The sequence below is a fragment of the Acidobacteriota bacterium genome, assembly GCA_034211275.1.
GTDB lineage: Bacteria > Acidobacteriota > Thermoanaerobaculia > Multivoradales > JAHZIX01 > JAGQSE01.
In genome coordinates, this window is sequence record JAXHTF010000089.1 from 1 (window position 1) to 25,579 (window position 25,579).

The 25,579-nt window shown below is 68.1% G+C and carries 21 protein-coding genes; 12 read left to right on the forward strand and 9 right to left on the reverse strand.

Annotated features, from left to right (window positions below; all coding sequences use genetic code 11):
- Positions 1 to 295: 295 nt before the first annotated feature.
- On the reverse strand, positions 296 to 2,962 hold the full coding sequence (gene clpB, locus SX243_14430; GenBank protein ID MDY7094163.1) for an ATP-dependent chaperone ClpB: 2,667 nt from the start codon (positions 2,960 to 2,962) through the stop codon (positions 296 to 298).
- A gap of 119 nt (positions 2,963 to 3,081) precedes the next feature.
- The gene (locus SX243_14435; protein ID MDY7094164.1) at positions 3,082 to 4,083 is read right to left on the reverse strand and encodes a J domain-containing protein; all 1,002 of its coding nucleotides are present in this window, start codon (positions 4,081 to 4,083) and stop codon (positions 3,082 to 3,084) included.
- 392 nt (positions 4,084 to 4,475) lie between these two features.
- Between SX243_14435 and SX243_14440 the strand changes: the two genes are divergently transcribed.
- The 5 genes from SX243_14440 to SX243_14460 all read left to right on the forward strand — a co-directional run bounded on the left by SX243_14440 (position 4,476) and on the right by SX243_14460 (position 8,900).
- The gene (locus SX243_14440) at positions 4,476 to 6,761 is read left to right on the forward strand and encodes a hypothetical protein (protein MDY7094165.1); all 2,286 of its coding nucleotides are present in this window, start codon (positions 4,476 to 4,478) and stop codon (positions 6,759 to 6,761) included.
- Complete coding sequence (locus SX243_14445; GenBank protein ID MDY7094166.1) at positions 6,758 to 7,603, forward strand: DUF3298 and DUF4163 domain-containing protein; 846 nt, start codon at positions 6,758 to 6,760, stop codon at positions 7,601 to 7,603. Before SX243_14440 ends, SX243_14445 begins: the two co-directional genes overlap by 4 nt.
- Positions 7,604 to 7,624: 21 nt before the next feature.
- Positions 7,625 to 7,795 carry a hypothetical protein gene (locus tag SX243_14450; GenBank protein MDY7094167.1) on the forward strand — a complete coding sequence of 57 codons (171 nt, stop codon included), beginning with the start codon at positions 7,625 to 7,627 and terminating at the stop codon, positions 7,793 to 7,795.
- Between the two features lie 14 nt (positions 7,796 to 7,809).
- Entirely contained in the window at positions 7,810 to 8,292 is a 483-nt protein-coding gene (locus SX243_14455; protein ID MDY7094168.1) for an ACT domain-containing protein, read from the forward strand.
- Positions 8,293 to 8,423: 131 nt separating this feature from the next.
- Positions 8,424 to 8,900, forward strand: a complete 477-nt coding sequence (locus tag SX243_14460; GenBank protein MDY7094169.1) for a hypothetical protein — start codon at positions 8,424 to 8,426, stop codon at positions 8,898 to 8,900.
- A gap of 4 nt (positions 8,901 to 8,904) precedes the next feature.
- Here the strand turns inward: SX243_14460 and SX243_14465 are convergent, their stop codons facing one another.
- Genes SX243_14465 through hemB form a run of 4 tightly spaced genes read right to left on the reverse strand, consistent with a single transcriptional unit; the run spans position 8,905 to position 15,132 of the window.
- Positions 8,905 to 11,649 carry a protein kinase gene (locus tag SX243_14465; protein MDY7094170.1) on the reverse strand — a complete coding sequence of 915 codons (2,745 nt, stop codon included), beginning with the start codon at positions 11,647 to 11,649 and terminating at the stop codon, positions 8,905 to 8,907.
- A 10-nt stretch (positions 11,650 to 11,659) separates the two neighbouring features.
- Complete coding sequence (gene thiO / locus SX243_14470) at positions 11,660 to 12,790, reverse strand: glycine oxidase ThiO (protein ID MDY7094171.1); 1,131 nt, start codon at positions 12,788 to 12,790, stop codon at positions 11,660 to 11,662.
- A gap of 45 nt (positions 12,791 to 12,835) precedes the next feature.
- Entirely contained in the window at positions 12,836 to 14,149 is a 1,314-nt protein-coding gene (hemL, locus tag SX243_14475; protein ID MDY7094172.1) for a glutamate-1-semialdehyde 2,1-aminomutase, read from the reverse strand.
- Complete coding sequence (gene hemB / locus SX243_14480; protein ID MDY7094173.1) at positions 14,146 to 15,132, reverse strand: porphobilinogen synthase; 987 nt, start codon at positions 15,130 to 15,132, stop codon at positions 14,146 to 14,148. Before hemB ends, hemL begins: the two co-directional genes overlap by 4 nt.
- Before the next feature lie 108 nt (positions 15,133 to 15,240).
- Between hemB and SX243_14485 the strand changes: the two genes are divergently transcribed.
- The 6 genes from SX243_14485 to SX243_14510 all read left to right on the forward strand — a co-directional run bounded on the left by SX243_14485 (position 15,241) and on the right by SX243_14510 (position 20,330).
- Positions 15,241 to 16,194, forward strand: coding sequence for an ArsA-related P-loop ATPase (locus SX243_14485; GenBank protein MDY7094174.1), 954 nt, complete (start codon positions 15,241 to 15,243; stop codon positions 16,192 to 16,194).
- Positions 16,191 to 17,315: an ArsA-related P-loop ATPase gene (locus tag SX243_14490; protein ID MDY7094175.1), complete on the forward strand. Its 1,125-nt coding sequence runs from the start codon at positions 16,191 to 16,193 to the stop codon at positions 17,313 to 17,315. The genes SX243_14485 and SX243_14490 overlap by 4 nt, the downstream gene beginning before the upstream one ends.
- Before the next feature lie 148 nt (positions 17,316 to 17,463).
- The gene (locus SX243_14495; protein MDY7094176.1) at positions 17,464 to 17,946 is read left to right on the forward strand and encodes a polyhydroxyalkanoate synthesis regulator DNA-binding domain-containing protein; all 483 of its coding nucleotides are present in this window, start codon (positions 17,464 to 17,466) and stop codon (positions 17,944 to 17,946) included.
- Positions 17,947 to 17,976: 30 nt separating this feature from the next.
- Complete coding sequence (locus tag SX243_14500) at positions 17,977 to 18,381, forward strand: phasin family protein (GenBank protein MDY7094177.1); 405 nt, start codon at positions 17,977 to 17,979, stop codon at positions 18,379 to 18,381.
- A 33-nt stretch (positions 18,382 to 18,414) separates the two neighbouring features.
- Positions 18,415 to 18,969 carry a phasin family protein gene (locus SX243_14505; protein ID MDY7094178.1) on the forward strand — a complete coding sequence of 185 codons (555 nt, stop codon included), beginning with the start codon at positions 18,415 to 18,417 and terminating at the stop codon, positions 18,967 to 18,969.
- A gap of 11 nt (positions 18,970 to 18,980) precedes the next feature.
- Positions 18,981 to 20,330: a patatin-like phospholipase family protein gene (locus tag SX243_14510; GenBank protein ID MDY7094179.1), complete on the forward strand. Its 1,350-nt coding sequence runs from the start codon at positions 18,981 to 18,983 to the stop codon at positions 20,328 to 20,330.
- Positions 20,331 to 21,336: 1,006 nt separating this feature from the next.
- On the opposite strand, the gene SX243_14515 is transcribed toward SX243_14510, so the two are convergent.
- From SX243_14515 to SX243_14525, 3 genes are read right to left on the reverse strand one after another with little or no spacing between them, the layout of a single operon-like run.
- Positions 21,337 to 23,334, reverse strand: a complete 1,998-nt coding sequence (locus SX243_14515; protein ID MDY7094180.1) for a hypothetical protein — start codon at positions 23,332 to 23,334, stop codon at positions 21,337 to 21,339.
- Between the two features lie 17 nt (positions 23,335 to 23,351).
- A complete protein-coding gene (locus SX243_14520) occupies positions 23,352 to 24,578 on the reverse strand; it encodes a carboxylate--amine ligase (protein ID MDY7094181.1) in 1,227 nt (408 codons plus the stop codon).
- 3 nt (positions 24,579 to 24,581) lie between these two features.
- Positions 24,582 to 24,983 (reverse strand): ectoine synthase, encoded by a 402-nt coding sequence (locus tag SX243_14525; protein MDY7094182.1) that lies wholly within the window; start codon positions 24,981 to 24,983, stop codon positions 24,582 to 24,584.
- Between the two features lie 370 nt (positions 24,984 to 25,353).
- Between SX243_14525 and SX243_14530 the strand changes: the two genes are divergently transcribed.
- On the forward strand, positions 25,354 to 25,579 hold a 226-nt coding region (locus SX243_14530), incomplete at its 3' end, for a pyridoxamine 5'-phosphate oxidase family protein (protein MDY7094183.1).

Genomic DNA, 25,579 nt, shown 5'->3' on the forward strand with positions numbered 1-25,579 from the left:
GTGGGGTTTAAACCCCTCGCTAGTGTATAGCGTCCCCCGGCTGGGGGACGCCGGATCGTTCGGGGCCTTCCGAGGCTGGTGTGTTTCGGAATGAGGTTCTGTTGCGAGCTAGTTGGGGGTGGGCGGGGGTGTCGTCCCGGCAGGGCCGAGATGAAGTAGCGAGGGGTTTCAACCCCTCGCGGGGTGGGGTCGCTCACGGAGGCTGACCCCCATCCGCCCCGGAGCCGGCTAGAAGCCGGCGGTCCCAGGGCTTGGCTCCGGGGAGCGGGAGGGGGTTGCAGTCCCTCGCGGCCGATCAGGCCCCCGCCGCCACCGCCTCCTCCGGCTTGCCTTCTTTCTCAGACGCCGGCTCCGCCGGTAGCACGTCCACCTGCAGCTCGCTGCCTTCGAAGGCGATGCGTATGGTGGAGCCGTCGGTGACGTCGCCGGCGAGAATGGCGCGGCCGAGGCGAGTTTCCACCTCGTGTTGGAGGTAGCGCTTGAGGGGCCGGGCGCCGTACACCGGGTCGAAGCCTTCGCGGGCGATGTGCTCGCGGGCGGCGTCGGTGATCTCCAGGTGCAGGTTGCGGTCCGCCAGGCGCTGGCGCAGATCCTGGGCCAGAAGGTCGACGATCTGGCCGATCTCCTCCAGGGTCAGGGGCTTGAACAGGACGATGTCGTCCACCCGGTTGAGGAATTCGGGACGGAAGTGCTGGCGCAGCTCCCGCATCACCGTATCCCGGGCCTGCTCGCTGATCTCGCCCCGGTCGTTGACCCCCTCCAGCAGGTGCGGGGACCCGATGTTGGAGGTCATGATGATCACCGTATTCTTGAAGTCCACGGTGCGGCCCTGGCTGTCCGTCACCCGGCCGTCGTCGAGGATCTGCAGCAGGACGTTGAAGACGTCGTGGTGGGCCTTCTCGATCTCGTCGAAGAGGATCACCGAGTAGGGCTTGCGGCGCACCGCTTCGGTGAGCTGGCCGCCCTCCTCATAGCCGACGTAGCCCGGGGGCGCGCCGATGAGGCGGGAGACGTTGTGCTTCTCCATGTACTCCGACATGTCGATGCGCACCATGTTGTCCTCGCTGTCGAAGAGGGCTTCCGCCAGGGTCTTGGCGAGCTCCGTCTTGCCCACGCCGGTGGGGCCGAGGAAGATGAAGGAGCCGATGGGGCGGCGGGGATCTTTGATCCCGGAGCGGGCGCGAATCACCGCGTCCGCCACCAGCTGCACCGCTTCGTCCTGACCCACCACCCGGCGGTGGAGGATCTCGTCGAGGCGCAGCAGCTTCTCCCGCTCGCCTTCCATCAGGCGGGTGACGGGGACGCCGGTCCAGCGGGAGACCACCTCGGCGATCTCCTCTTCCGTGACCTCCTCGCGGAGCAGCGAGGGCTGGCCTTCCTTGGCCTCGAAGGCGGCTTCCCGGCGGTGTAGCTCTTCCTCCAGCTTGGGCAGCTGGCCATGTTTGAGCTCCGCCAGGCGGTTGAGGTCGTATTGGCGTTCCGCGATCTCGATCTCGTGGCGCACCTCCTCGATCTGCTGGCGCAGCTCGCGCACCTGGTCGATGCCCTCCTTTTCCGCCTGCCATTGGGCGCGCATGGTGTCGGCCTGGTTGCGCAGATCCGCCAGCTCCTTGCGCAGGTCTTCCAGACGCTCCTTGGAGGCCTTGTCCTTCTCCTTCTTGAGCGCCGCCTCCTCGATCTCCAGCTGCATGACCCGGCGAGTGACCTGATCCAGCTGCTGGGGCATGGAGTCGATCTCGGTGCGGATCATGGCGGAGGCCTCGTCCATCAGGTCGATGGCCTTGTCCGGCAGGAAGCGGTCGGTGATGTAGCGGTTGGAGAGCACCGCCGCCGCCACCAGGGCGTTGTCCTGGATGCGCACGCCGTGGTGCACCTCGAAGCGTTCCTTGAGGCCGCGGAGGATGGAGATGGTGTCCTCCACCGTCGAAGCGTCCACCATCACCGGCTGGAACCGGCGCTCCAAGGCGGCGTCCTTCTCGATGTGCTTGCGGTATTCGTCGAGGGTAGTGGCGCCGATGCAGTGCAGCTCACCGCGGGCGAGCATGGGCTTGAGGAGGTTGCCGGCGTCGGTGGAGCCTTCGGTCTTGCCGGCACCGACGATGGTGTGCAGCTCGTCGATGAAGAGCAGCACCCGGCCCTCGCTCTCCTTGATCTCGCTCAATACGGCCTTGAGGCGTTCCTCGAATTCGCCGCGGTACTTGGCCCCGGCGAGCAGGGCGCCCATGTCCAGGGAGAAGATGGAGCGGTCTTTGAGCCACTCGGGAACGTCGCCGCGGACGATGCGCTGGGCCAGCCCCTCGACGATGGCGGTCTTGCCGACGCCGGGCTCGCCAATGAGCACCGGGTTGTTCTTGGTCTTGCGAGAGAGGATCCGGATGGTACGCCGGATCTCGTCGTCGCGGCCGATGACCGGGTCGAGCTTGCCGGCGCGGGCCTGGCCCACCAGGTCGATGCCGTATTTCTGCAGCGCTTCGTAGGCCGCCTCGGGGGTGGCGCTGGTCACTCGCTGGCTGCCCCGCACCTGGGTGAGGGTGGCCAGGAGACGGTCCCGGTCGACGTTGAACTGGGCCAACAGCCGGCCGGTGGCGGTGCTCTTGCCCTGGTCCACGAAGGCCAGCAGCAGGTGCTCCACGGAGGTGTATTCGTCCTTCAGCCGGCGGGCTTCGTCTTCGGCCTTGACCAGCAGCTGCTGGAGCTCCTGGGTGATGTAGACCTTGCCCGCTTCGACGTCGCCGCCGGAAACCCGGGGGCGCTTTTCGAGCTCTTCTTCGAGGGCGCTGGTGAAGGAGTCCACGGGGACTTCCATGCGCTGGAAGAGGCGGGGCACCAGGCCGTCGCTCTGTTCCAGCAGGGCGAGCAGGAGGTGGGCGCCGTCGACTTGCTGGTGGCCGTAGCGCACCGCCTTGGTCTGGGCCGCCTGCAGAGCCTCCTGCGACTTCTGCGTCATGCGGTTGATATCCATATCGTTGCCTTCCTCGTCTCGGTTCGTTCGGTACTTCGTTGGAGTGGTCGCCTGCTCTGTGATCTCTAGCCGGGATTCCTAGCCGGGATGCGTAACCGGTGGTGAGCGGTGGGCCAGTGTCAGGCCTCTTCCGCCACCGCTTCCTCCCGCGGCGCGAAGCTGGAGGCCTCCGCCAGCTGGCGGTAGAGCTCCTTCTCCTCGCTGCTCAGAGTCTTGGGGACGACGATCTTGAACTCGGCGTAGAGATCGCCGGTGCCCTCACGAGCGGGGAAGCCCTTGCCTCGCAGGCGGATCCGGCGACCGGAGGAGGAACCTTCCGGGATGCGCACGGTGACCTCGCCGTCGAGGGTGGGGAGGGTGGCCTGCCCGCCCAGGGCCGCCTCCCAAGGGGTGATGGATACGGTGGTGTGAAGGTCCTTGCCCTGGAGCTCCAGATCCGGATCGGGGATCAGGCCGATCTTCAGGTAGAGGTTGCCCCGGGGGCCGCCGCCGTAGCCTTCCGAGCCCTGCCCGGAGAGGCGGATCTTCTTGCCCGGCAGGACCCCCTGGGGGATGTTGACCTCGAGGCTGCGGCGCTGGCCGGTGAGGGGATCGCTCACGGTCACTTGCTGTTTGCCGCCGTGGGCCGCCTGGCGCAGGGTCAGCCGCAGGGTGGACTCGACGTCTTGGCCACCCCGGGGCCGGGCGCCGCGGCGCTGGCCTCCTCGTTGGCCTCCTCGTTGCCCCCCTCGTTGCCCGGGCCCCTGAGCGCCGCCGAAGCCGCCACCGAAGCCGCTGAAGCCGCCGGCGCCGCCGAACAGGCTCTCGAAGAACGAGCTGAAGCCGGAAGCGCCGACGCCGTCACCGAAGTCGAACTCGATGTTCTCGAACCCCTGGGGCCGGCCGCCGGTGCGCTGGGCCTGTTTCCAGGCGGAGCCGAACTGGTCGTATTTGGACCGCTTCTCCTTGTCCTTCAAGACCTCGTAGGCTTCGCCGATCTCCTTGAACTTACGCTCCGCTTCAGGGGTCTTGTTGATGTCCGGATGGAACTTCCGGGCCAGCTTGCGGTAGGCCTTCTGGATCTCGTCTTTGCTGGCATCCTTGGCCACGCCGAGGATTTTGTAATAGTCCTTGTAGTCCAACTCTCGCTCCTTCTCATCCGAACTCAGGCTGATCCAAACTCAGGCTGCTCAGAAGAACAGCGCTTGGGAGGTGGTTTCGCTGCCAACTCAGCTCCGTTCTCTCTCGGCCCTGAGTCCGCGTGACTGAAGTCTCCTCCTCAAGTTCATCTTAGGCCTCTTGGAGACTTGAGTCAAGCGCACTCATATCATTCAACAGGGATGGCCTTGGCAGCATTCCCGCAAGGCGATTTCGGGGTGATTGCGTGACGATCCCGACAGTGATGGTGGCGGGAAGAGGGAACATGATATTTTCTTCCCATCTAATGAAAATTTCCTCTACGTCCGCTCGTACCGGCGCCCAGACTCTTCACCGGCGCCGGATGAAGCCTTCCATCCTCAGGGCTCCCGTAGCGATGCTCGTCGTCTGGCTCGGGGCGATCCTGGTGATTGCCCCGGGGGCCGCCGCGGATCCGGCGGCGCGGCTGGGAGATCTCCCTGCGCCCACGGAGCATCCGGTCGTGGCCCACCCGCCGCCGGAGGAAGTCCTCCAGCCGTGGCCGCCGGAGACTCGCAAGAGGGGATATGGCCCTCCGCCGCCGGGCTACTACCGCATTCGGGGTGAGGCGGTGCCCGGGTGGCAGCCGGGAGATCTGCTGGAAGGCACCGGTAGCGCCCTCGCCTGGCAGCCTTTGGGCCCGCGCCCCATCCTCTCCGAGTTCTGGAGTGGGGACGACGATGCCAGCGGCCGGGTGGTGGGCATCGCTACTCATCCCACCGACCCCCTCACCGCCTACATCGCCAGCGCCTCCGGTGGAGTCTGGAAGACCGTCAACGGCGGGGCGGATTGGACTCCTCTCACCGACGAGCTGTCGAACCTCAACCACGGCTGCATCACCCTCGACCCGGCGGACGCCGAGGTGGTTTACGCCGGCACCGGGGAGTACACCACGGCCAGCGGGGGCGACGGCCTCTTCCGTTCCACCGACGGGGGGGCCACCTGGCAGCAGGTGGGGACCGCCGGGGAGGTGGGGGATACCTGCAGCCGAGTGATCGTGGATCCCACGGATTCCGACATCGTGCACGTCAGCGGTACCCGGGGCTACGTCCGCAGCACCGACGGCGGTGCCACCTGGAGCCTGCTGTCCTCCGGGCGGTCCTCCGACCTGGCCATGGATTCCGGTGATCCGCTACAGCTCTACCTGGGGCGGCACGGTGATGGCGTCTACCGCTCGCTGGACGGCGGCGACACCTGGTCGCGCTTGGCGGGGGGCTTGCCCAGCGGCAATATCTCCCGGGTGTTGGTGACTGCGGCCCCCTCCCTGGCGGGGCGGGTCTACGCCACTCTGGTGAACAATTCCGCCGGCTTGCGGGGGCTCTACCGCAGCGACGATGGCGGTGATACCTGGTCCCAGCTCGCCAACACTCCCAACTTTCCCAGCCCTCAGGGTTGGTACGACGCCTTCCTGGGGGTCGATCCCAAGGACGAGGATCTGCTCTACGCCGGCGGGGTCTTCCCGTCCTACGCGCCGGCGGGGGTGATCCGGAGCACCGACGGGGGAGCCAGCTGGACCGATGTCACCCTCGGTGTCCTCGGTGGTCAGCTGCATCCGGATCAGCACACCGTGGCCTTCGGCGTCGACGGCGCGGTGTGGGTGGGCAACGATGGCGGGGTGTGGCGCAGCCTCGACGGCGGGCTGACCTGGCTCAACACCAACTCCAACCTGACGGTGACCCAGAACTACAACATCGCCCTGCACCCTCAGGATTCGACGCGGATGATCGGCGGCACCCAGGACAACGGCACGGTGGAGCGCATGGGGGCTGATTCTTGGCCCCAGATCGTGTCCGGGGACGGAGGCTTCGCCGCCTACGATCGGACGGATCCGGCCCGCCGCTACACGACCTATGTGCGCCTCTCCGTCTACCGCATCGACGGCAGCGGCTTCGCCGACATCACCGGGCCGTGGTCCGCCGACCGCCGGGGCTTCATCGCCCCCCTGGTGATGGATCCCAGCGACTCCAAAACGCTGCTCGGTGGTACCTACCGGGTTTGGCGCACCCAGGATGCCTCCGGTGCCGCCGTTTGGTCGGCCCTCTCTAGCGACGTCAGTGGCGGCGGTGGTGCGGTTCTCACCGCCCTCGCCGTCGCTCCCAGCGATTCCCAGAGCGTCTACTCCGGCAGCTCGTCGGGCGCGATCTACTCCACCGACGGAGGCCTGTGGGTGGACCGTTCCTCGGGGCTGCCGTCGGCGCCGGTGAGCGACATCGTCGTCGACCCGGCGGATCCCACCATGGCCTATGCCGGCTTTGTCACCGACACCGGCCCGCGGCTGCTGCGCACCGAGAACCGGGGCCTGAGCTGGAGCGACGTCACCGGCGCCTTGCCCACCGGAGTTTCGGTGCGCGCCCTGGAGATCGATTGGCGGGCCGATCCGCCGTTGTTGTTGGTGGGTACCGGTGTCGGTGTCTACCACTCCCAAGACGGCGGTGCCACCTGGACCAAGGACGGCGCCGACCTGCCCAACGTCAATATCGGTGATCTGCAGCTGGACATCACCCGCGACCGCCTGGTGGCGGGGACCTACGGCCGCGGCGCCTGGGCTGGTGAGGTGACCGGGCTGGTGGGGCGCACCGCGATCTTCAACGGTGGATTCGAGAGCGGTGACTTTACGGGTTGGAGCACCGTGGTGACGCCGTGACGCTCAGAGCTTTGGGCGCCGTCGGGCTGAGCTGGGTGCTCGCCTTCGGCTGCGCTGCCCCCTCCGAGGCGCCGGTCCCGGAGACGGCAGAGGCGCCGCGCTTGCAGATGGAGCGCCAGCTGTCGAGCCGCAGTATCGGTCCCGACGGAGAGCCCTGCGCCGATGGTGATACCGCCTGTGCCAGCGCCCGGCTGGTTTATCCGGAGGTGGTTCGGGCCCCGCGGCCGGAGCTTGCGGCGACCATCAACCGCAAGATCCGCGAGCTCCTGCTCACCGCCGCCCCCAGCGACACCGATCCCGCTACGCCGGAGCAGTTGATCGAGGAGTTTCTGGCCGAGTATCAGGAGATCCAACGCCAGTTTCCGGATTCGGCTATGGGTTGGGGGGACGACCGCGAGGTGGAAGTGATCTTCCAGAGCGGTCATCTGCTCAGCCTCCGGGCCACCGTCTACACTTATGCCGGCGGCGCTCATCCCAACACCGCGGTGGCCGTGGCCACCCTCGAGCTCACGGACGGTGAGCAGCTGACGCGGGAGAAGATCCTGCTCCCGGGCGCCGAGCCGCGATTGGTGGCGCTGGCGGAGCGGCGGTTTCGGGAGGCTCGGGGGCTGACCCCGGACGAGAGCTTGGCGGACGCCGGCTTCGTCTTCTCCGACAGCGGCGAATTCGCCCTCAACGAGAACTTCGCGATAGTCGACGGCGGCATCGTATTCCACTACGATCCCTACGAGATCGCTCCCTACGCCCTCGGCCCGACGGAGCTTCTCCTGGGTTGGGAGGAGCTGCGCGGTATCGTTCAGCCGAGCTTGGCGCCGCGGCCGGGAGCTCGCCGAAAAACCTAGAACGTTCCACCTGGAGATTCCGTGACCATGTCCGACACCAGCCACAAATCCTCTGATTCCCCGCTTCCCGCACCCCTGGTCAAATTCCTCGCCGTCTATGACGACGACGGTGGACAGCTGCGGATGCACTACCTCCTGGTGGTGGTGCTCATGCTCTTCCTGATCGGGGTGGCGGTGGTGATGAACTCCTGATCTCCCATCCCGAGGTGTCCATCTCGCCGCCCAGGAGCGGGGGTGGCCTCGACCTGACGGTGCTGCCGGCACCGCTCTCGGTCTGTCGGCAGCCGCCGGAGGCTTCGTGGCCCGAAGCCGGCGGAGGATTCTTCGCTGCGGTACGCACCGCCGCCGAGCTGTCGGTGGTCTGCGAGGTGGGGCAGGAGCCGCCGGGAGCCCGCTGCGAAGGACCGTGGCGGGCTTTGGAAGTGGCTGGCCCTCTAGACTTCGCCCTCACCGGCGTGCTGGCGGCGCTGGCGGCACCGCTGGCCGCGGCGGAGATTCCCATCTTCGCCCTCTCCACCTTCGACACGGACTATCTGCTGGTGGCAGCTCCACGGCTGCCGGCGGCGGTGGAGGTGCTACGGAGGGCGGGTTTCCGGGTGCGGAGCCCTGAGCTGCGGAGGCATCCGGCGCGGGGGGCGGAGACCGACATGCCGGCGGGGGAGACCGACACCTCCGGCGACACCCGCTGACAGGGGCCGAGGGCCCGGCGGAGGGCTCTGGGCGCCGCTAACGGCCTCCGAAGGGAGGCGAATGCTGGCATGCGAGTTGCTCCTTCTAGGGAGTACTCAGTCTCCACACCAGAATCCGACGGAGGTACATCATGAGTCATTTCAAGGTCTCCACGAGCTCCACCGCGGTCGCGGAACCAACCACCGCCGACGAGGTCATCTACGCCGAGGTCGTGGTCTTCGACACCACTCCTCCCCAAACCGCTTTCATGCAGCTGAACCAGCCGGCGAATATTCGTGCCTTCGCCGGCTTCGAAGCAACTTTCGGACTCAGCTACGAGATCAATCTGGAGATGATGCAAGGGTATCGGTTCATGGATCCGCCGTTGCTCTGGCAGCAGCCGGACGGTACCTACGGCACCAAGACACCGCCGGGCTTCACCGTCTTTTTCGCGCCGAGCGAGCCCACCAAGCTCTCCATCGTGGACGATTTCCAGAACGAGGAGCAGGGCGGAGTGTTCATCTTCCGCATGCTGGTAGTGGATGCCAACGATCAACAGCAGACCCTCGACCCGACCATCGTCAACCGCCCCATCGTCAACGGCAGCATCAAGGCCTCCCGGGGCTGAGGCTTCAGGGCGGTGAGGCTGCCTCCAGCACCGGCCGTAGTTCCGGGTCCTGACGCAGCTGATCGAACCAGGGGAAGGCGAACCAGCGGGCTCCGTAGCCCAGCTCCAAGGCCCGCTGGGCGCTGACCACGGCGGAGGAGAAGTCCCCCGCCAGGCTGTAGACCACCGCCGCTTCATAGGCTACCTGGGAGTCCCGGGGAGCTAGCTGCAGAGCCTGCTGCACCGCCGCCACTGCCGGCCGCTGCTGGTCCAGATGGGCGAGGGCTTGAGCCTTGACGGTGAGGAAGGCGGCGGAGCCGCTGTCCACATCCCCTTCCACCAGTTCCACCACTTGCCGATAGAGAGCCCGAGCCTCCTCTTCCTCGCCGAGGAGGCTGCGGGCGTCGGCGTAGTTGAGCACCACCTGGGGGTTGCTCGGCTGCTCCTCATAAACCCGCCGAAAGGCGTCCGCGGCGCGGCCGTAATCCTCCGCCAAGAGGTAGGCGAGCCCGAGATTGGAGAGCTCGGCGATGCCCTGATTCTCCTCCGCCAAGGTTTGGTAGAGCTCGGCGGCCCGGGCCGGATCTCCGTCCACCAGCTCCAGCAGCGCCAGCTGCGAACGGCCTTGGACACTGTCCGGGCTGCGGGCCAATAGCAGCTGCAGCGAGCCCCGGGCGTCTTCGATCTTGCCCTGGCGATATTCCATGGCCGCCAGGTTGGAAAGGGCCGATACCGAGGGCCGCCGCTGGACCGCGGTGCGTAGCTCCTTCAGGGCTTCGTCGGGGCGGCCCTGGACCTCCAGCAACATGGCCTGGCGGACGCTGACGGTGACGTCGCCGGGGGCCAGCCGGCGCAGCTCGTCCAGCTCTTGATCCGCCTGCTCGGTATCGCCCACGGTGAGCTCGACGGTGAAGGCCAGGGCGGGAATGCGGGGGTCCGAGGGGGCCAGCTCCTGGGCCTGGTTCAGCAGCCGGCGGGCTCGCTCCACCAGCTGGCGGTCGCGGGAGGCGTGAAAAGCCCGGCGGGCGACGTCCGCCTCCAAGAGGTAGGCCTCGAGGAAGCGGGGCTGGCGTTGGCGCAGGTCCCGCAGCTGGGCGAGGAGCTGATCCGGGGGTTCGTTCTCCCGCTCCGCCCGCCGGTGGAGCTCGAGGAAGATGCGCAGCTCCTCGTCACCGGCGGCGAGCTGGGGTGCGTCCCGACGCTGGCGGTAGCGGTCGAAGGCCTGGCGGGTGTAGGTTTCCACCGCCGCGGCGAGCAGCCGCAGCTCCTCCCGCGGCACCTCGAAGCTGTCGGCCCAGGTCAGGGCGCCATCGGCGCCGACGCGGTGCAGGGAGATGCGGCAGCTCTGGGCCCGGCATTCCAGCTCCGAGGTGAGGAGAGTCGAAGCCCCCACCTGGCGAGCGATCTCCGCCAAGCTGTCGCCGGTGGCGGCATCCACTTCCTCCGGCGGTTTGACCACCACCCGGTCGAGGGAGATGAGGGTGCGCAGGGCGGCGAAGCGGACGGCATCCTGGAGCACCTCCCGCTCGCCCTCCGGCAGACCATCCTGCTGATTGACGGAGGGCTCCGGCACCGCTGCGTAGAGCAGCTCCGGCTGGCGCTGGCTGGCGAGGAAGGTGCCGGTGGCCACCGCCGCCACCAGCAACACCGCGACCAGCGGCAGAAGGCGCTTCCATCGCGATCTCGGGCCCGCTGAGCTCTCTTGCGAGACGCTGCCCGACGGCAGACTGTGGGAGGGGAGTTGTCGGCGCCCTTGGGGAGCCCCGCCGGCCTCGCCCGAGGCGGCTGGCGGCGGTGCCCCACCGTGGGTAGGGGGCGCACCGTCGAGCAGGGTTTCGCCGGCGGAGGAGCTCTGGCCGGTGGAGAAGGTGAGAGTGGCGGGGCCGGTGGCGGTGGCTTCGGAGCCGGTGGCGGCGATGATCTCGTCCAGGGCCTGGACCACCTCGTGGGCGCTCTGGGGGCGTAGCTCCGGCTCCTTCTGCAAGAGATGCTGGATCAGGCCGGAGAGCTCGGCGGGAACCTCCGGTGCCTGCTGCTGAACCGGCGGTGGGTCGTAGGTCAGGACCTTGCCCAAAGTGGCGAGCTTGGAGTCGTCGGCGAAGGGGGAGACTCCGGCGAAGGCTTCGTAGAGCAGCACCCCCAGGGCGAAGAGATCGCAGCGGTGGTCCACCGCCCCGCCCCGGGCCTGTTCCGGAGCCATCATGCGCGGTGTCCCCACCACGTGGCGGGTGGCGGTGAGCTGCTCTTCGTCGGGCTCCGGCAAGGCTCTCTTGGCGATACCGAAGTCGCTGATCTTGGGCTTGCGCTGGGCGGTGAGGAGGATGTTGTCGGACTTCAAATCGCGGTGGATGACGCCGCGGTCGTGAGCTTCTGCCAGCCCTTCGGCGAGATCCCGGGCGATGAGCAGCAGCTTGCGGAGGGGCAGTTTCTCGTCCCGCAAGAGCTGGCGCAGGCTGGGCCCCTCGACATACTCCATGACGATGTAGTCGATGGTCTCGCCGCTGTCGTCTTCGAGGCTCAGAACGTCGTGAATCTGAACGATGGCGGGGTGTCCGAGGCTGGCGGCGAGCTGAGCTTCCCGCCACAGGCGCTGGCGATTCTTCTGCACTTCCGGCGTGTTGTCCCCGGCGGTTCTCTCCGGCAGGATGCGCTTGATGGCCACCTGCCGGCCCAGGCGCTCGTCCAGGGCGAGATAAACCACCCCCATGCCACCGGTGCCGAGGCGGCGGAGGATTCGATAGGGGCCTAGGGTGGAGCGTTCGTCGGTCACCGCCGTAAGACTAGCAGCCCGGAGTATGGAGGCGCGCCGGAGAGAAGGCGTCGAGGGTCTTGTCCGGCTCCGTGCCGGCGACCAGATCGCCAATCCGCTGAGCGGTCCAGGGGGCTAGCAGGATCCCGTGGCGGTAGTGGCCGGTGGCCAGCAGAACGCGCTGGAAGGGTGGAGCCAGGGAGCCCAGCAGCGGCAGGCGATCCGGGGTGCCGGGGCGCAGGCCGGCCCATCGAGCGGCGGGGGCTTGGCCGGCGAGGCTGGGGAAGAGACGGGCCACCATGGTCAGCAGGGCGCGCTGTCCCGCCGGTGAGGTGTCGGTGTCGAAGCCCACCGCTTCCTCCGTGGCTCCCACCAGCAGCGAGCTCCGGCCCCGGCGCACGGCGTACGCGGACGGCGTGCGGACGACGCCGCTCCAGGGCCAGTCAACGCCTTCGAGGCGGATCATCTCCCCCTTGACCGGGCGCACCGGCAGCGCCGGCAGCCCCGGGATGCGGCCGCTCCAGGCACCGGCGGCGACCACCAGCCAAGGAGCGCTCCGCTGCCAGCCATCGCCGACGACGCGCACTCCGCTCTCCGTGGCCTCGACCCCCAGGACCCGGTGGCCCAGCAGCATCTCCACCCCCAGGTCGCGGACGCTGCGCTCCAGGGCTCGGCAGGCCTGGCGGTTGTCGACCCTCTGCTCGCCGGGGAGGAGCAGGGCGCGGTGTGCCGGAGCTTTCAAATCCGGCACCCGTCGGAGGAGGTCCGCCGCCGGCACTTCCAGCACCGGCTCACCGAGGCGCCGGGCGGCGGCGGCGAGGAATTCCAGATGCGCTTCCTGGGCGGCGTCCAGGGCCACCATCAGGGTGCCGGAGGCGTCGTGCTCCACCGCCAACCGTGTCTCCGCCTCGAGCTCCGCCACCAGCTGCGGCCAGAGATCCCGGGAGGCGCGGGCGGCGGCGGAGAGGGGGCCCGCCTCCGGTGCCTCCACCAGTGGGGCGAGCATACCCGCGGCGGCCCAGGAGGCCGAGTGGGAGCCCTTCAGCGTGGGGTCCGCCTGGGCTTCCAACAGGGTGACGGAGAGACCCTGGCGGGCCAGCTGGCGGGCGCAGGCCAGCCCCAGGATGCCGCCTCCCAGGATCAGAGCGTCGGGCTCTCGCATGGTGTTGGTCTCTATCGGGCCGGTCTTGGTGGCGCGGATCGGGGCTCAGGCCTCGGCGAAGGCCTGGTCGAAGGCTTCGAGGGTGCGGGCCACTTCCTCCTCGCCGTGGGCGGTGGAGAAGAAGAAGGCCTCGTAGGCCGAGGGCGGCAGATGCACGCCGCGCTTCAGCAGGCCGTGGAAGAGCCGCTTGAACAGCTCCTGGTCGGTGGCGTCCACGGCGTCCTGGTCGTGGACTTCGTCCTCGCTGAGGAAGAAGCCCAGCATGCCGCCCCGGCGGAGCACCCGACAGGGAACCCCCCGCCGCCGGGCCACCTCCCGCAATCCTTCCTCCAGGGCGGTGCCGGTGGCCTCCAACCGCGGGAAGACTCCTTCGGCGGGATCGGTGATCACCCGCAGGGCGGCGATGCCGGCGGCCACCGCCAGGGGATTGCCGCTCAGGGTACCGGCCTGGTAGACCGGGCCGGAGGGGGAGATCTGGCTCATCAGGTCCCGCCGGCCGCCGTAGGCCGCGATGGGCAGGCCGCCGCCGATGACCTTGCCCAGGGTGGTCAAGTCCGGCACGACGCCGTAGAGCTCCTGGGCGCCGCCGGGGGCGACACGGAAGCCGGTCATCACCTCGTCGAAGATGAGCACCGCACCGGCGTCGGTGCACACTCGGCGCAGGCCCTCGAGATAGCCCGGCCGCGGCAGGATCATGCCCATATTGCCGGCGATGGGCTCGACGATGACCGCGGCGATTTCGGCCCCCTGGAGGCGGAAGAGCTCTTCTACCGCCGCCAGGTCGTTGTACGGCGCCACCAGGGTGTCGGCGGTGACCGCCGGCGGCACTCCCGGTGACGACGGGACGCCGAAGGTCTTGGCGCCGGAGCCCGCCGCCACCAGGTAGGGATCGGCGTGGCCGTGGTAGCAGCCGGCGAATTTGACCACCTTGGCCCGGCCGGTGGCGGCGCGGGCCAGGCGTAGGGCGGACATGGTGGCTTCGGTGCCGGAGTTCACCAGCCGCACCATCTCCAGGGACGGCATGGCGCCGATGAGCAGCTCCGCCAACTCGATCTCTTCCACCGTCGGCGCGCCGAAGGTGGTGCCGCGCTCCAGGGCCCGGGCCAGGGCCTCGGTGATGGCCGGGTGGCGATGGCCCAGCAGGTGGGGACCGTAGCCGCAGATGTAGTCGATGTAGCGCCGGCCGTCGAGGTCTTCCAGATAAGCGCCGTCGGCGGCGCGGACGAAGACCGGCTCACCGCCGACGCTGCGGAAGGCGCGCACCGGCGAGCTGACGCCGCCGGGCATCACCGCCTCGGCGCGGGCGAGGACGGTACCCATCGTAGAGGTAGAGGTCGAAGAGGTGGTGGAGTCGCTCATGGTTCCCATCCCTGGTCGAGAAGGCGCACTGCTTCGCAGGCACCGTAGGTGATGATCAGATCGGCGCCGGCGCGGCGGATGGCGAGGAGGGATTCCATCAGCACCCGGTCGCCATCGATCCAGCCGCGCTCCGCCGCCGCCTTGACCATGGCGTACTCGCCGCTCACGTGGTAGGCCGCCAGCGGATGCGCAAAGCGTTGCCGCAGATCCGACAGCACGTCGAGATAGGGCAGCGCCGGCTTGACCATCAGCATATCGGCTCCCTCCTCGACGTCCAGCGCCACCTCCCGCCAGGCCTCCCGGCGGTTGGCGGGATCCATCTGATAGCCGCGACGATCGCCGAAGGACGGCGCCGATTCCGCCGCTTCGCGGAATGGGCCGTAGAAGGCGCTGGCGTATTTGGCGGCGTAGGAGAGGATGGGGATCTCCTCGTGACCGGCCTCGTCCAGCGCCCGGCGGATGGCGCCGACGCGGCCGTCCATCATGTCCGAAGGGGCGATGACATCGGCCCCAGCGTCTGCCAGGGAAACCGCCTGGCGAGCCAGGTTGACCAGGGTGGCGTCGTTGTCCACGGCGTGATCCCGCAGCACCCCGCAATGGCCGTGGTCGGTGTATTCACAGAAACATAGGTCGACGATGCGCACCATCTCCGGTACGCGGCGGGTCAGGGCTTCCACGGCTCGCTGGACGATGCCGTCGGCGGCCCAGGAGGCGGACCCCTCGGCGTCTTTGGTCTCCGGGATGCCAAAGAGCAGCACCGCCGGCACTCCCAGGTCGAAGGCTTCGCGGGCCGTCGCCACCAGCCGGTCGACGCTGTGCTGGAAGACTCCGGGCATGGAGCCCACCGGCTTCTCGACACCGGTGCCGGGAACCGCGAAAAGGGGCAAGATCAGATCGTTGGCGGAAAGGCGGGTCTCGCGCACCATGCGCCGCAGGGTCGGAGTCCGCCGCAGCCGTCTCAGGCGTTGGGTAGGGAAACTCATGGGATGGGTTTTACCACAGCTGGAACTCTCTTGACCCCTACCGAGGAGTTTGACAACCTGGAGTCCCGCCGCGCTGCGGCATAACCGATTCCCGGAGACTCTCGCCTCATGAACGTGCTCGATCAACTCGCCCGGCGTAGCTTCGTCGTCGTCACCGGCAAGGGTGGCGTCGGCAAGAGCGTGCTGGCTACCGCTTTGGGTATGGCCTTGGCCGCCCGCGGTGGCCGGGTCCTGGTGCTCGAAGTGGATCCTCGGGAGAGCGTCCACCAGCTGCTCGACCTGCCGCCCTCCGGCGGCGAGGTGATGGCGGTGGAAGGGGACTTCTCCGGCTCCCTGTCGGTGCAGAACCTCAAGCCCCGGCAGGCGCTGGACGAGCTGGTGCGGGAGCAGATCGGCACCGGCATGATCGCCCGCCGGGTGCTCTCCAGTGAGACCTACGAGCAGCTCGCCGCCGGCGCGCCGGGGCTCAAGGAGCTGGCGATCCTGGACTATGCCGAGCGCCGCAGCCGGGAGGCCGTGGAGGATGGCGCCGGCTCCGCGGCGACGGGGCCCTTCGACACCGTGGTGCTGGACGCCCCCGCCACCGGTCACGGCGTGTCGCTGCTGGCGGCGCCGTCGCTGGTCTCGGAAGTGGTGCAGCAAGGGCCGGTGGGGCGCAAGGCCACCGAGCTGGCGGACTTCGTCGGCGATCCTGAGCGCCTGGCGCTGGTGATCCTCACCCTGGCGGAGGAGATGCCGGTGCAGGAGGCCCTGGAGCTGCGCCGGGAGTTCCGTGATCGTCTCGACCGGGAACCGGAGCTGTTGGTGATCAACGGCCTCTACCCGCCGCTGTCGGAGAACGCCGCCGCCGAGGCCACCGGCGCCGACCCGGAGCCGGCCCTGGCGGCCTGGTATCGCCGCCGGCGGATCAACGACCGGGAGCTGGAGCGGCTGGCGGAGCGCTGGCAGGGCCCCCGGGTCCAACTACCACTGCTGGCGGTGGACCGTGGCCCGGAGCTGGTGAGCGCTCTGCGCCAGCGCTTGGAAGCCGAGGCGGACGCCGCCGCGGCGGAGGAGGGATGATGATCGGCGAGCATCCTTTGATCGTGGTGGTGGGCTCCGGCGGCGTCGGCAAGACGACCCTGGCGGCCTCCCTCGGTTTGTACTCGGCCCGCCGGGGCCTCGACACCCTGGTGATGACCTTCGATCCCTCCCTGCGCCTCAAGGACGCCCTGGGCGTGGGAGAGGAAGCCCGGGAGCGGGAGATGCCGGTGCCGCTGGGACCCAACGAATCCGGTCAGGCCCCGGGACGCCTCGACGCCAGCCTGCTGGACGCCCGCCGTACCTTCGATCAGCTCATCGAGCGCTACGCCCCCGATGATGAAGCCCGCCAGCGGATTCTCGACAACCGCTTCTACCAGCATCTCTCGGGCTCGCTGGCGGGGATCCTGGAGTACATGGCGGTGGAACGCCTGTTCGAAGTCGCCGAGGAAGGGCGCTACCGCCAGGTGATCCTCGACACGCCGCCCACCCGCCAGGCCCTGGACTTCCTCGAAGCGCCCCAGCGCATCGTCGACTTCCTCGACAGCTCGGCGCTGCGGGTGGCCCTGCGGGAATGGTTCGACGACGGTGGCAAGCTCAAGGCCACCAGCCGCCTGGGGGGCCTGGGGCGGAAGGTGGAGGGCTATCTGGATCGGGTCATCGGCATCGATTTCCTGCGCGAGGTCTCCGAGTTCTTCCGCGCCTTCGGGCCTCTCTACGACGGCTTCCGGCGCCGTGCGCAGCAGGTTCAGGAGCTCCTGCGGGCCCCCACCACCCGCTTCTTGCTGGTCAGCGGTCCGGGCCAGGAGCGCATCCCCGACACCCTCTTCTTCGCGCGCAAGCTGGAGGAGGCGGGGCTGCACCTGGGGGCGGTGGCGGTGAATCGGGTGCATCCGCGTTTCGCGCCGGTGGGGGAAGAACGGGCGGTTGCAGGCGCAGCCTCCGACGGGGCTGCTGCCGAATCGGATGGTCGCCGCATCCTTCGCTGGCTGGGGGACCGGGACCACGCCGGGCTCGAAGAGCTGCAGCGGCTGCTGGGGGAGCAGACCCTGGTGGAGGTGCCGATGATGGCCGAGGAGCCTACGGATCTGGGCTCCCTGGAGACCTTGGGCACGGCGGTGGCGCCGAAGCTGGCGAGCAGGGGCCTGGCGATGGGGGAGTAGGGAGGAGCTCTTTGCCGCAGTGCGGAAAGAATCTTGACCTTTTTGCCGCGCCGCGGTAATATTTTCTCGTCGACAACCGCTGGCCGACGCAAGCGGTAGGCCACGAACAAGGCGCGGGATCTTTCCCCGCCGGCAGGAGGAACACCGAATGATTCGGGTGATCAAACGCTACGAAAGCCGCAAGCTTTACGATACGGAAGAAAGCCGCTATGTCTCTTTGGAGGACATCGCTTCCTGGGTGCGAGAAGGTCAGGAAGTTCGGGTGGTGGACAACGCCACCTCCTCCGACGTGACCGCCCAGACCCTGACCCAGATCATCCTCGAGGAGGGCCGCCGGGGCACCGCATTCTTGCCCAGCGAGCTGCTCCACGATCTGGTGCGGGTGGGAGAGAAAGCGTTCTCCAACAGCGTCGAGCAGGTCCAGCACGGCGTCGATCGGCTGGTCAAGGCCGGTGTCGACCGCCTCGGGCCCGTACGCCGGGCGCGGGAGGAGATGGACAATCTGCGCAGCCGGTTGGAGAACCTGGAGTCCACCCTCAACGAGCTGGAAGGACAGGCTGCCGAGGAGGAACCCCCGGCGCCCCGCAAAACCGCTTCTCAGAAGACCGCTCGCAAGAAGGCTTCCGGTTGATAGCTGGTAGGCCGACGAGCTAGGAGGACGATGATGGACACCAAGAGCACTTTACGCGACGCCAACGCCCGGCTCGGCAAGCTGGGGGACGAAATGGCCCATGCCGGCCGCAGCGCCTGGCTCGCGGGCATCGGCATGGTCGCCGAAGCCGAGCGCCAGGGGCGGGACACCTTCGAGACCCTAGTACGCCGCGGCGAGACCTACGAGGCCCGCCGGCGGGAAGATCTCAAGGAGCGCCTGCAGCGGGCCACCGGCCGCGCGCGTCGGGTCCGCCAATGGCTGACCGGCACTTTGGAAGAGACCGTCGAGGGCGCTGCCCGCACCACCGGTCAGACCCTGGAGCGTCTGGGAGTCCCCACTCACGACGATATCGCCACCCTCAACCGCCGCATCGAGCGCCTGCACCGCGAGGTGGAGTCGCTGCACCAGAGCTGAATTCACCAACGATCAATCTCTAGGAAGGACGCCATGGGTAAGAAGAAGTCGAAGAAGAAGGCGAAGAAGGCTCAGGAAGACCTCCTGCAGACCGCCAACAACATCTGGTTGGCTGGTCTCGGTGCTCTGGCGGCGGCGGAAGAGGAAGGCGAAAAGGTCTTCCGCAAGCTGGTAGCCCGGGGAGAGAAGTTGGAGGCTCAGGGACGGGAGCGAGTCGAGCAGGCCCGGGACGAAGTCCAGGGGCAGGTCGACCGGGCGAAGGATCGGGTGGAAGGCGCCCGGGGCCGCCTGGAGGATTCTCTGGCGGATCTCACCTCCGGCGTCGACAGCCGGGTCAAGGGCGCCATGAAGCGCCTCAACGTCCCCACCCGGGACGAGATCCAGACTCTCAGTCAGCGGGTGGCGGACCTCACCGCCAAGGTCGAGGAGCTGAAAAAGGCCGGCGCCGCCCCGGCTGCCGCCAAGAAGACCCCTGCCCGAAGCACTGCGGCGAAGAAGGCACCCGCCAAGCCGCGGACTCGGCGCGCTGCTACCAAGACCACCGCGACCAAGAAGGCATCTCCTAGCACCAAGACCTCCGAGGCCTGAGGGCGCCGATCATGGCAGGAGTCAACGGCAACGGTTCACTCTCCGGACCCACTACCCGTCAGAGCACCGGCAAGGCCATCGGCCTGGCGCTGGCCGGCGGCGGTCCCGGCGGAGCCATCTATGAGATCGGTGCGCTGCGCGCCCTCGAGGAAGTCCTCGAAGGAGCCAGCCTCAACGATCTGGACATCTACGTCGGGGTTAGCGCCGGCGCTTTCGTCGGCGCCAACCTGGCCAACCAGCTGACCCCCAGCCAGATGTGCCGGGCGATCATCAAGTCCGAGCCCGGAGAGCATCCCTTCACCCCCGAGACCTTCTTCACCCCCGCCGTCGGGGAGCTGCTCCGCCGCACGTTGATGGTTCCGGGGCTGTTCAGCGAGGCGCTGGTGGACTACTTCCGCGAGCCCGGTGAGATCACCCTGCGGGAGTCCCTGACCCGGCTAGCCCGGGCCTTGCCGACGGCGGTCTTCGACAACGAGCCCATCCGCGGCTATCTGGAGAATATTTACTCCCTCAAGGGCCGCACCGACGACTTCCGCCAGCTCGGACGTCGTCTCTATGTGGTGGCCTCGGACCTCGACTCCGGCGAGGCGGTGCGCTTCGGCGACGAGGGGTTGGAGCACGTGCCCATCTCCAAGGCGGTGCAGGCCAGCTCGGCCCTGCCGGGACTCTACCCACCGGTGGAGATCGATGGCCGCTACTACGTGGACGGCGTCCTGCTCAAAACCCTCCACGCCTCGGTGGCGCTGGAGAAGGGGGCGCAGCTGGTGCTGTGCATCAACCCCATCGTGCCGGTGGATACGGTCTCGGCGGTGGAGCGCGGCATCATGCGCCGCGGCAAGCTCATCGACCGCGGTCTGCCGACGGTGCTCTCCCAAACCTTCCGCACCCTCATCCACTCGCGGCTGGAGGCGGGCATGGCCCGCTATGAGGGCCGCTTCAAGGGCGCCGACATCGTGCTGCTGGAGCCCAAGCGGGACGACTACCGCATGTTCTTCCGCAACATCTTCAGCTTCCGCGGCCGCCGCGAGCTCTGCGAGCACGCCTACGAATCCACCCGCCGCCAGCTCTTGGAGCGCTACGAGGAGCTGCAGCCGGTGCTCGAACGCCACGGCGTCGGCCTCAACCGGGAGGTGCTGGAGGACGAGAGCCGCACCCTATGGCCTGGCGTCGGCCTGCCGGAGCACCCGACCCTCAGCGCCGCCAAAGCCGCGGCCCACAAGGCGTTACCGGCCCCGCCGGCCGTTCCCCATCGGGAACCCCGCCCCGCCGCCGCCCGCTCCGAGGCCAGTCCCCAGGTGGTCCACGACCTGGACCATCTGCTCCAACGGCTGGAGAACCTGGTGGAGACGACGACCCACTGAGGCCGGCCGTGCGTGGGCTGGCGGGAGTGGTTGAGCGGTGCTTGCGAGTTTTCTACGATGACGGGGGAGGCCGCGGTGCTCGAAGGCCACCCCGTCGGCGGCAGTGCGAAAGGCCAACTAAGACACAACCATCCGTAGGGTGGGCGCCAGCCCACCAGGGCGGGGGCGGCGTGGGGTGAACGCCCACGTTCCCGCACCGCGTGGATGCCCGCCTGCGCGGGCATGACGGGGGCGTGGATTGAAGCGCGGGTGCGGGGTCGGTGGCGGTGGTGGTTCCGGCGCCTCCGCCCGGGGATCCAATCCCCGAGCTATTCAGTTTCCGCCAGCTCCGCTGGCTCCAGAGGAGACGGAGTGGGTGAGCAGATTCAGGGAGCCGGATTCATCCGGCGGTGCCTGGATAGCCCCGGGATTGATCCCGGGGCGGGGCTGGCTTGGCGCTCCTCGCTACTTACCCGCGTAGATTCCTCCTTCAACCACCTCGTCACTCCCGCGCAGGCGGGAGCCCACGCATTGCCTGAGCCACTCTGTTGCTTTCCTGCACCGACCTACCTGTCAGTCTTTTTCGAGAAGCCGGCGCTCACTCCCCAGCACCGCGTGGATGCCCGCCTGCGCGGGCATGACGGGGGTGGGGATTGAAGCGCGGGTGCGGGGTCGGTGGCGGCGGTAGTTCCGGCGCCTCCGCCCGGGGATCCAATCCCCGAGCTACTCAGTTTCCGCCAGCTCCGCTGGCTCCAGAGGAGACGGAGTGGGTGAGCAGATTCAGGGAGCCGGATTCATCCGGCGGTGCCTGGATAGCCCCGGGATTGATCCCGGGGCGGGGCTGGCTTGGCGCTCCTCGCTACTTACCCGCGTAGATTCCTCCTTCAACCACCTCGTCACTCCCGCGCAGGCGGGAGTCCACGCATTGCCTGAACCACTCTGTTGCTTTCCTGCACCGACCTACCTGTGTCCGTCTCTTGCGGGAACCCCCGGGCTCCTCAAGGTGCGCCGGCTCCGGATCAGGGGGTCACGAGGCACCACCGCCGGGGATCCGCTCCGCCGCCCAGCTGGCCTGGGCCCGGCGGATGACCTCGTCGACCTCTGCCTGATCGACGGCGCCTTCGTCGCCGACCTCGAGGGGATCGTAGTGAAAGAGGTAGAGCCGCGACACGAAGTCGGTGATGGGCAGCGACGACTCGCCGGGCTCCTCGCCGTGGCCCTCGGTGGCGACCACAACTCCGCCGCCCCAATCCTGACCGCTGTCGTTGTTCGGGTTGAAGAAGTAGGCGCGCACGGTGCCCCGGATGTCGCGGGCGACCCGCAGCAGGCCGACGGCGTGCCAGCCGACGAAGCGGGCCAGGGCGTCGGTCACTGCCAGACCCACCGGCTGCGGGTGGATTACCGGCTTGCCGCCGTTCCAATCCGGGTGGTAGCAGGCGTAGAACCGCCGCACGAAGGATTCGAACTCCGCTAGCTGGCCGCTGGGCACGTCGACCGCGATGGCGAATCCCGAGCCCACTCGCCAGCCGTGGAACTCGGGGTTGATTTGCCGATGCGGATCCTCGCCGGTGGTGTCCGCCAGGCGGTACATCTCGGCGTAGATGCGGTCGAGGTGCGGCACCAGAACCACCGACACCGGATCGAGGGCACCACCGACCTCGCCGCCGGCGCCGACCGCCAGGCCGGCCGACGAGATCGACAGGCCGTGGAACGTCATCCGTACGTCGTCGTCCCGCGCCGCCCAGGCCAGCACCTGCAGCAGATAGTCCGGGTCCGAGTAGGCCCACAGCGACAGCGCCCGGGCCGCCTGGCAGGTGGGATTGTCCCCCTGCCCGACGCCCAGCGGCTGGCCGAGGATGGCGAGGGTGCCGGCGAGCAGGATCACCTCCGGCGACCTCGCCGTGCCGTAGACCGCGGCCAGGCGGGCGCGGGTGGTAGGGCTCAACGGCAAGCCGATCTGGCGCCACAAAGAGGCCGCCACCGACGGGGTGTAGAGCACCATCCGATCGAGCATCGACGACAGGCCCAGCAGACATTGGCAGGTTTCCGGGTGCACCGCCCGGTCGATCAGCGCGTGCACCAGCTCACGGTGCGCCAGGTAGCCGCTGGTGCCGCTACCCCTCACCCCGAGGGCGACGGCGAGCAAGTCCGGCACCTCGGCCAGCAAGTGGCGCACCAGGACGGCGTGGTAGGGCGACACCAGCCCGGTGTCGTGCATCGAGCGGGCGCAGGCGGTGGCCTCTTCCTGCAACCGCCCGGAGTCCATGGTCGCCAGGCGCCCGGCGTAGACTTCGAGCCCAGGATCCTCTCGGGAGCCCGGGCTCGGGTTGTAGAGCGAGCTGATCAGGCGCTCGGCGCCGGCCGGCATCACGCGGCTCGGAGACTCCGGGTCGTAGCAGTAGACCGACAGCCGGGTGACCATGACGCGGATCGCTTCGACGTCGATGGGGCGCTGGCGCAGGAGGCGCCAGATCTCGTCCACCAGCTGTTCCAACAAGTCGTCGTCGCCGATCGTCTCGGCGACGAATTGCAACACGTGCCGGATGCCCGCAATGCGGGCGTTCTCGACCCGACTGACTTCGGTCTGCCGATCGAAGACGTGCTCCAGACACAAGGAGAGCACCTCCCGCAGGTAGTGCCCGGCCTGCTCCGCCGACAGGCCGGGACGGACATAGCCGCCCTCGGCGATCGCCAGCAGCCGCAGTTGGCTCAGTCCCTCGAGGGTCACGGTCGTCAAGTCGCCCTCGGCGATGGTCGTCGGGACGTAGCTCGCCTGTAGCCGGTCGGGATGGTCCCAATCGGACCCGCTGAAGACGCCAGCGGCGTCGAAGCGCGGCGCTAGTGGGAAGGCCGCCTCAGCTCCGCCTTCGTGGCCGAGGAGCTTGGAGGCCGCCCCGAGCAGCCGGCCGATATGGTTCGGCCGGGCGAATTCGGGCGCCCTCTCGAAACGCTCGAGGGCTGCCTCGAAGCGCTCCAGGAGCTGGTTCGGGTTGTCGCCAGGCGATGAGTCTGCAAGTTTCGCCATGGGCTCCGGCGCTCCGTTCAGAGGTAGAACTCCAGCTCTTCCTGCCGCTTCAGCAGATCGCGCAGGCGGTAGGGATCGTCGCCGAAGAAGAAGACCAGGCCCCAGTGGTTGCCGAACGCCGTGCGCTTGGTCACCGTCGCCTCGAGGGGCGGCGGCAGCTCGTGGTAGTCGAAGTATTCGTGACCCGTGGTTTCCTCCGGGATCTCCAGCTGGCTGACCACCCGGCGCTGCGGGTAGGCGGCGAAACAGCCGGCATGGCCCTTGGCGTCCTCCACCGGGCGGGGGAAGAAGGCCTCGATCTCCTCTTCGGTGGTCTTCGGATCGAAGACCAGCATGGAAGCCTGGTAGGCGTTGAAGCCGTAGGCTCGCTCGATGAGCTCGAAGGCCTTGAAGCCCGGCGGTCGGTAGGCGATCTCGCCGAAGTAGAGCGTACCGTCGCTGGTGACGAAGTACTCCGGGTGGATCTGGCCGAACTTGATCTCGAAGGTCTTGACCAGCTTTTCGACCTCCTCGACGATCCGCGGCCGCCAGGCTTCGAGCTCGGGGGTTGCCGGTACGAACACCGAGTAGCCGAGCCGGACGTACTCCGAGATGTTGAGGAAGCGGATCTTGCCGTCGTGGATCCAGGCCTCGACCGCGAACTCCCAGCCGTCGAGGTGGCTCTCCATCAGCAGCGGGAACTCGGCCTCGGGGATCAGCTCCACCTCTTCCGGGGTGGAGATCGTGCGGTGTCCGAGACAGCCGGCTTTGTCGAAGGCCTTCAAGTGGATGGGGTCGTCGAGGTCACCGTCGAGCTTGATCAGGGTCTGGTTGACCCGCCGGATGAAGCGCACCACGTCGTCCCGGCTGTGCGCTTCTTCGAAGATGCCCACCCGGATGCCGCCGAGCTGCGCCCGACGCTTCATCAGCGCTTTGTCGCGAAATAGCACCGCCTGACCGTGGAGACGGGGGTTGCCGAGCAGCACCGCGTTGATCGCGCCGGCCCACTCGACGGTCTCCTCGTAGAGCGGCAAGGCGACGTCGACGCCCATTTCGCGCAGCTGCTCGGCGATCTGGAAGCCGCGGTCGTTGAGCCGATCGAAGTCCCACGGCAGGTAGGGGATGTCATGCTCCCGGGCGTAGTCGGCGGCCCATTCCGGGGCGACGACCACGTATCGGCGATCGAAGTTCTCGGCCGCCTCGATGGCGCCGAGACTCCAACCCAACAGAGCGATATAGCCTTTTTCTGGATTCTTTTCCGCCATCCTTCAGCTGCCCTCCCCGTCGGTCGGCAAGGTGTAGGCGCCGTCTTCGTCGTGCATCTCGCGGCCGGTCACCGGCGGATTGAACACGCAGACGAGGCGCAGCTCGGTGATCGCCTTCAGCGTGTGCTTGTCGTGCTTGTCCAGTGCGTAGAGGGTCCCCGGGGCGATGTCGTGGGTTTCCCCGGTGTCCCGGTTGAGGATCTGGCCAGTGCCCTGGTAGCAGTAGACCGCTTCGAGATGGTGCTTGTACCACATGGGAAACTCGAGCCCCGGCGGGAACACCGTTTCGTGCATCGAGAACCCCATGCCGTCGCCGGCCAACAAGAATCGGTAGCTGGTCCAGCCACCGGGGCTGTTGACCTCGCGGTCGGTACCCTCGAGATCTGACAATTTGACGATCTTCATGTCGTGATTATCTCCGTTCAGCGGACTCTTCGGTCCGTCAATCTCTATTCGATGTGTCGGGGCATGGGCGCCCAGCGGTCCCGCCAGATACCGTGCTGGCGAACGCAGGCGCGAAAGCGGACGCGGAAAAGTGGCGCGATCGTGGTGGGGCGACCCCAACAGGCGAGGCCAAAATGATCTCGTCTCCCCGGCCGGATGTCAAACGGGGTTGAGGACGGGGGGGAGTGGCTCCCGCGGTGGGCCGTGGGTACGAGAGGGAACAACTGAAAGCGGGCTGGTGATCGGCATCGCCATTCCGGGATGCGCGGCTTGCAATGAGGAGGTGCCCGAACCAGAATGGCGAGTCACACCCACCATGCCTGGAGAACCGATGAGCCGAGGCCATGCCACTCCCCGCGCTGAAGAACCCCTCTACGATCTGACTGTCGCCACTCCGAGCCACGCCGAGCGCGCTCGGACGCTTCTCGCCACCCTGAAGACGGGGACCCTCGCGACGGTGGCGAAGGAGCCCGAGGGGCATCCCTATCCCTCGTTCGTCACCTTCGCGGTCGACGGTGCGGATCCCGTGTTTCTGGTGAGCGAGATGGCCGAGCACA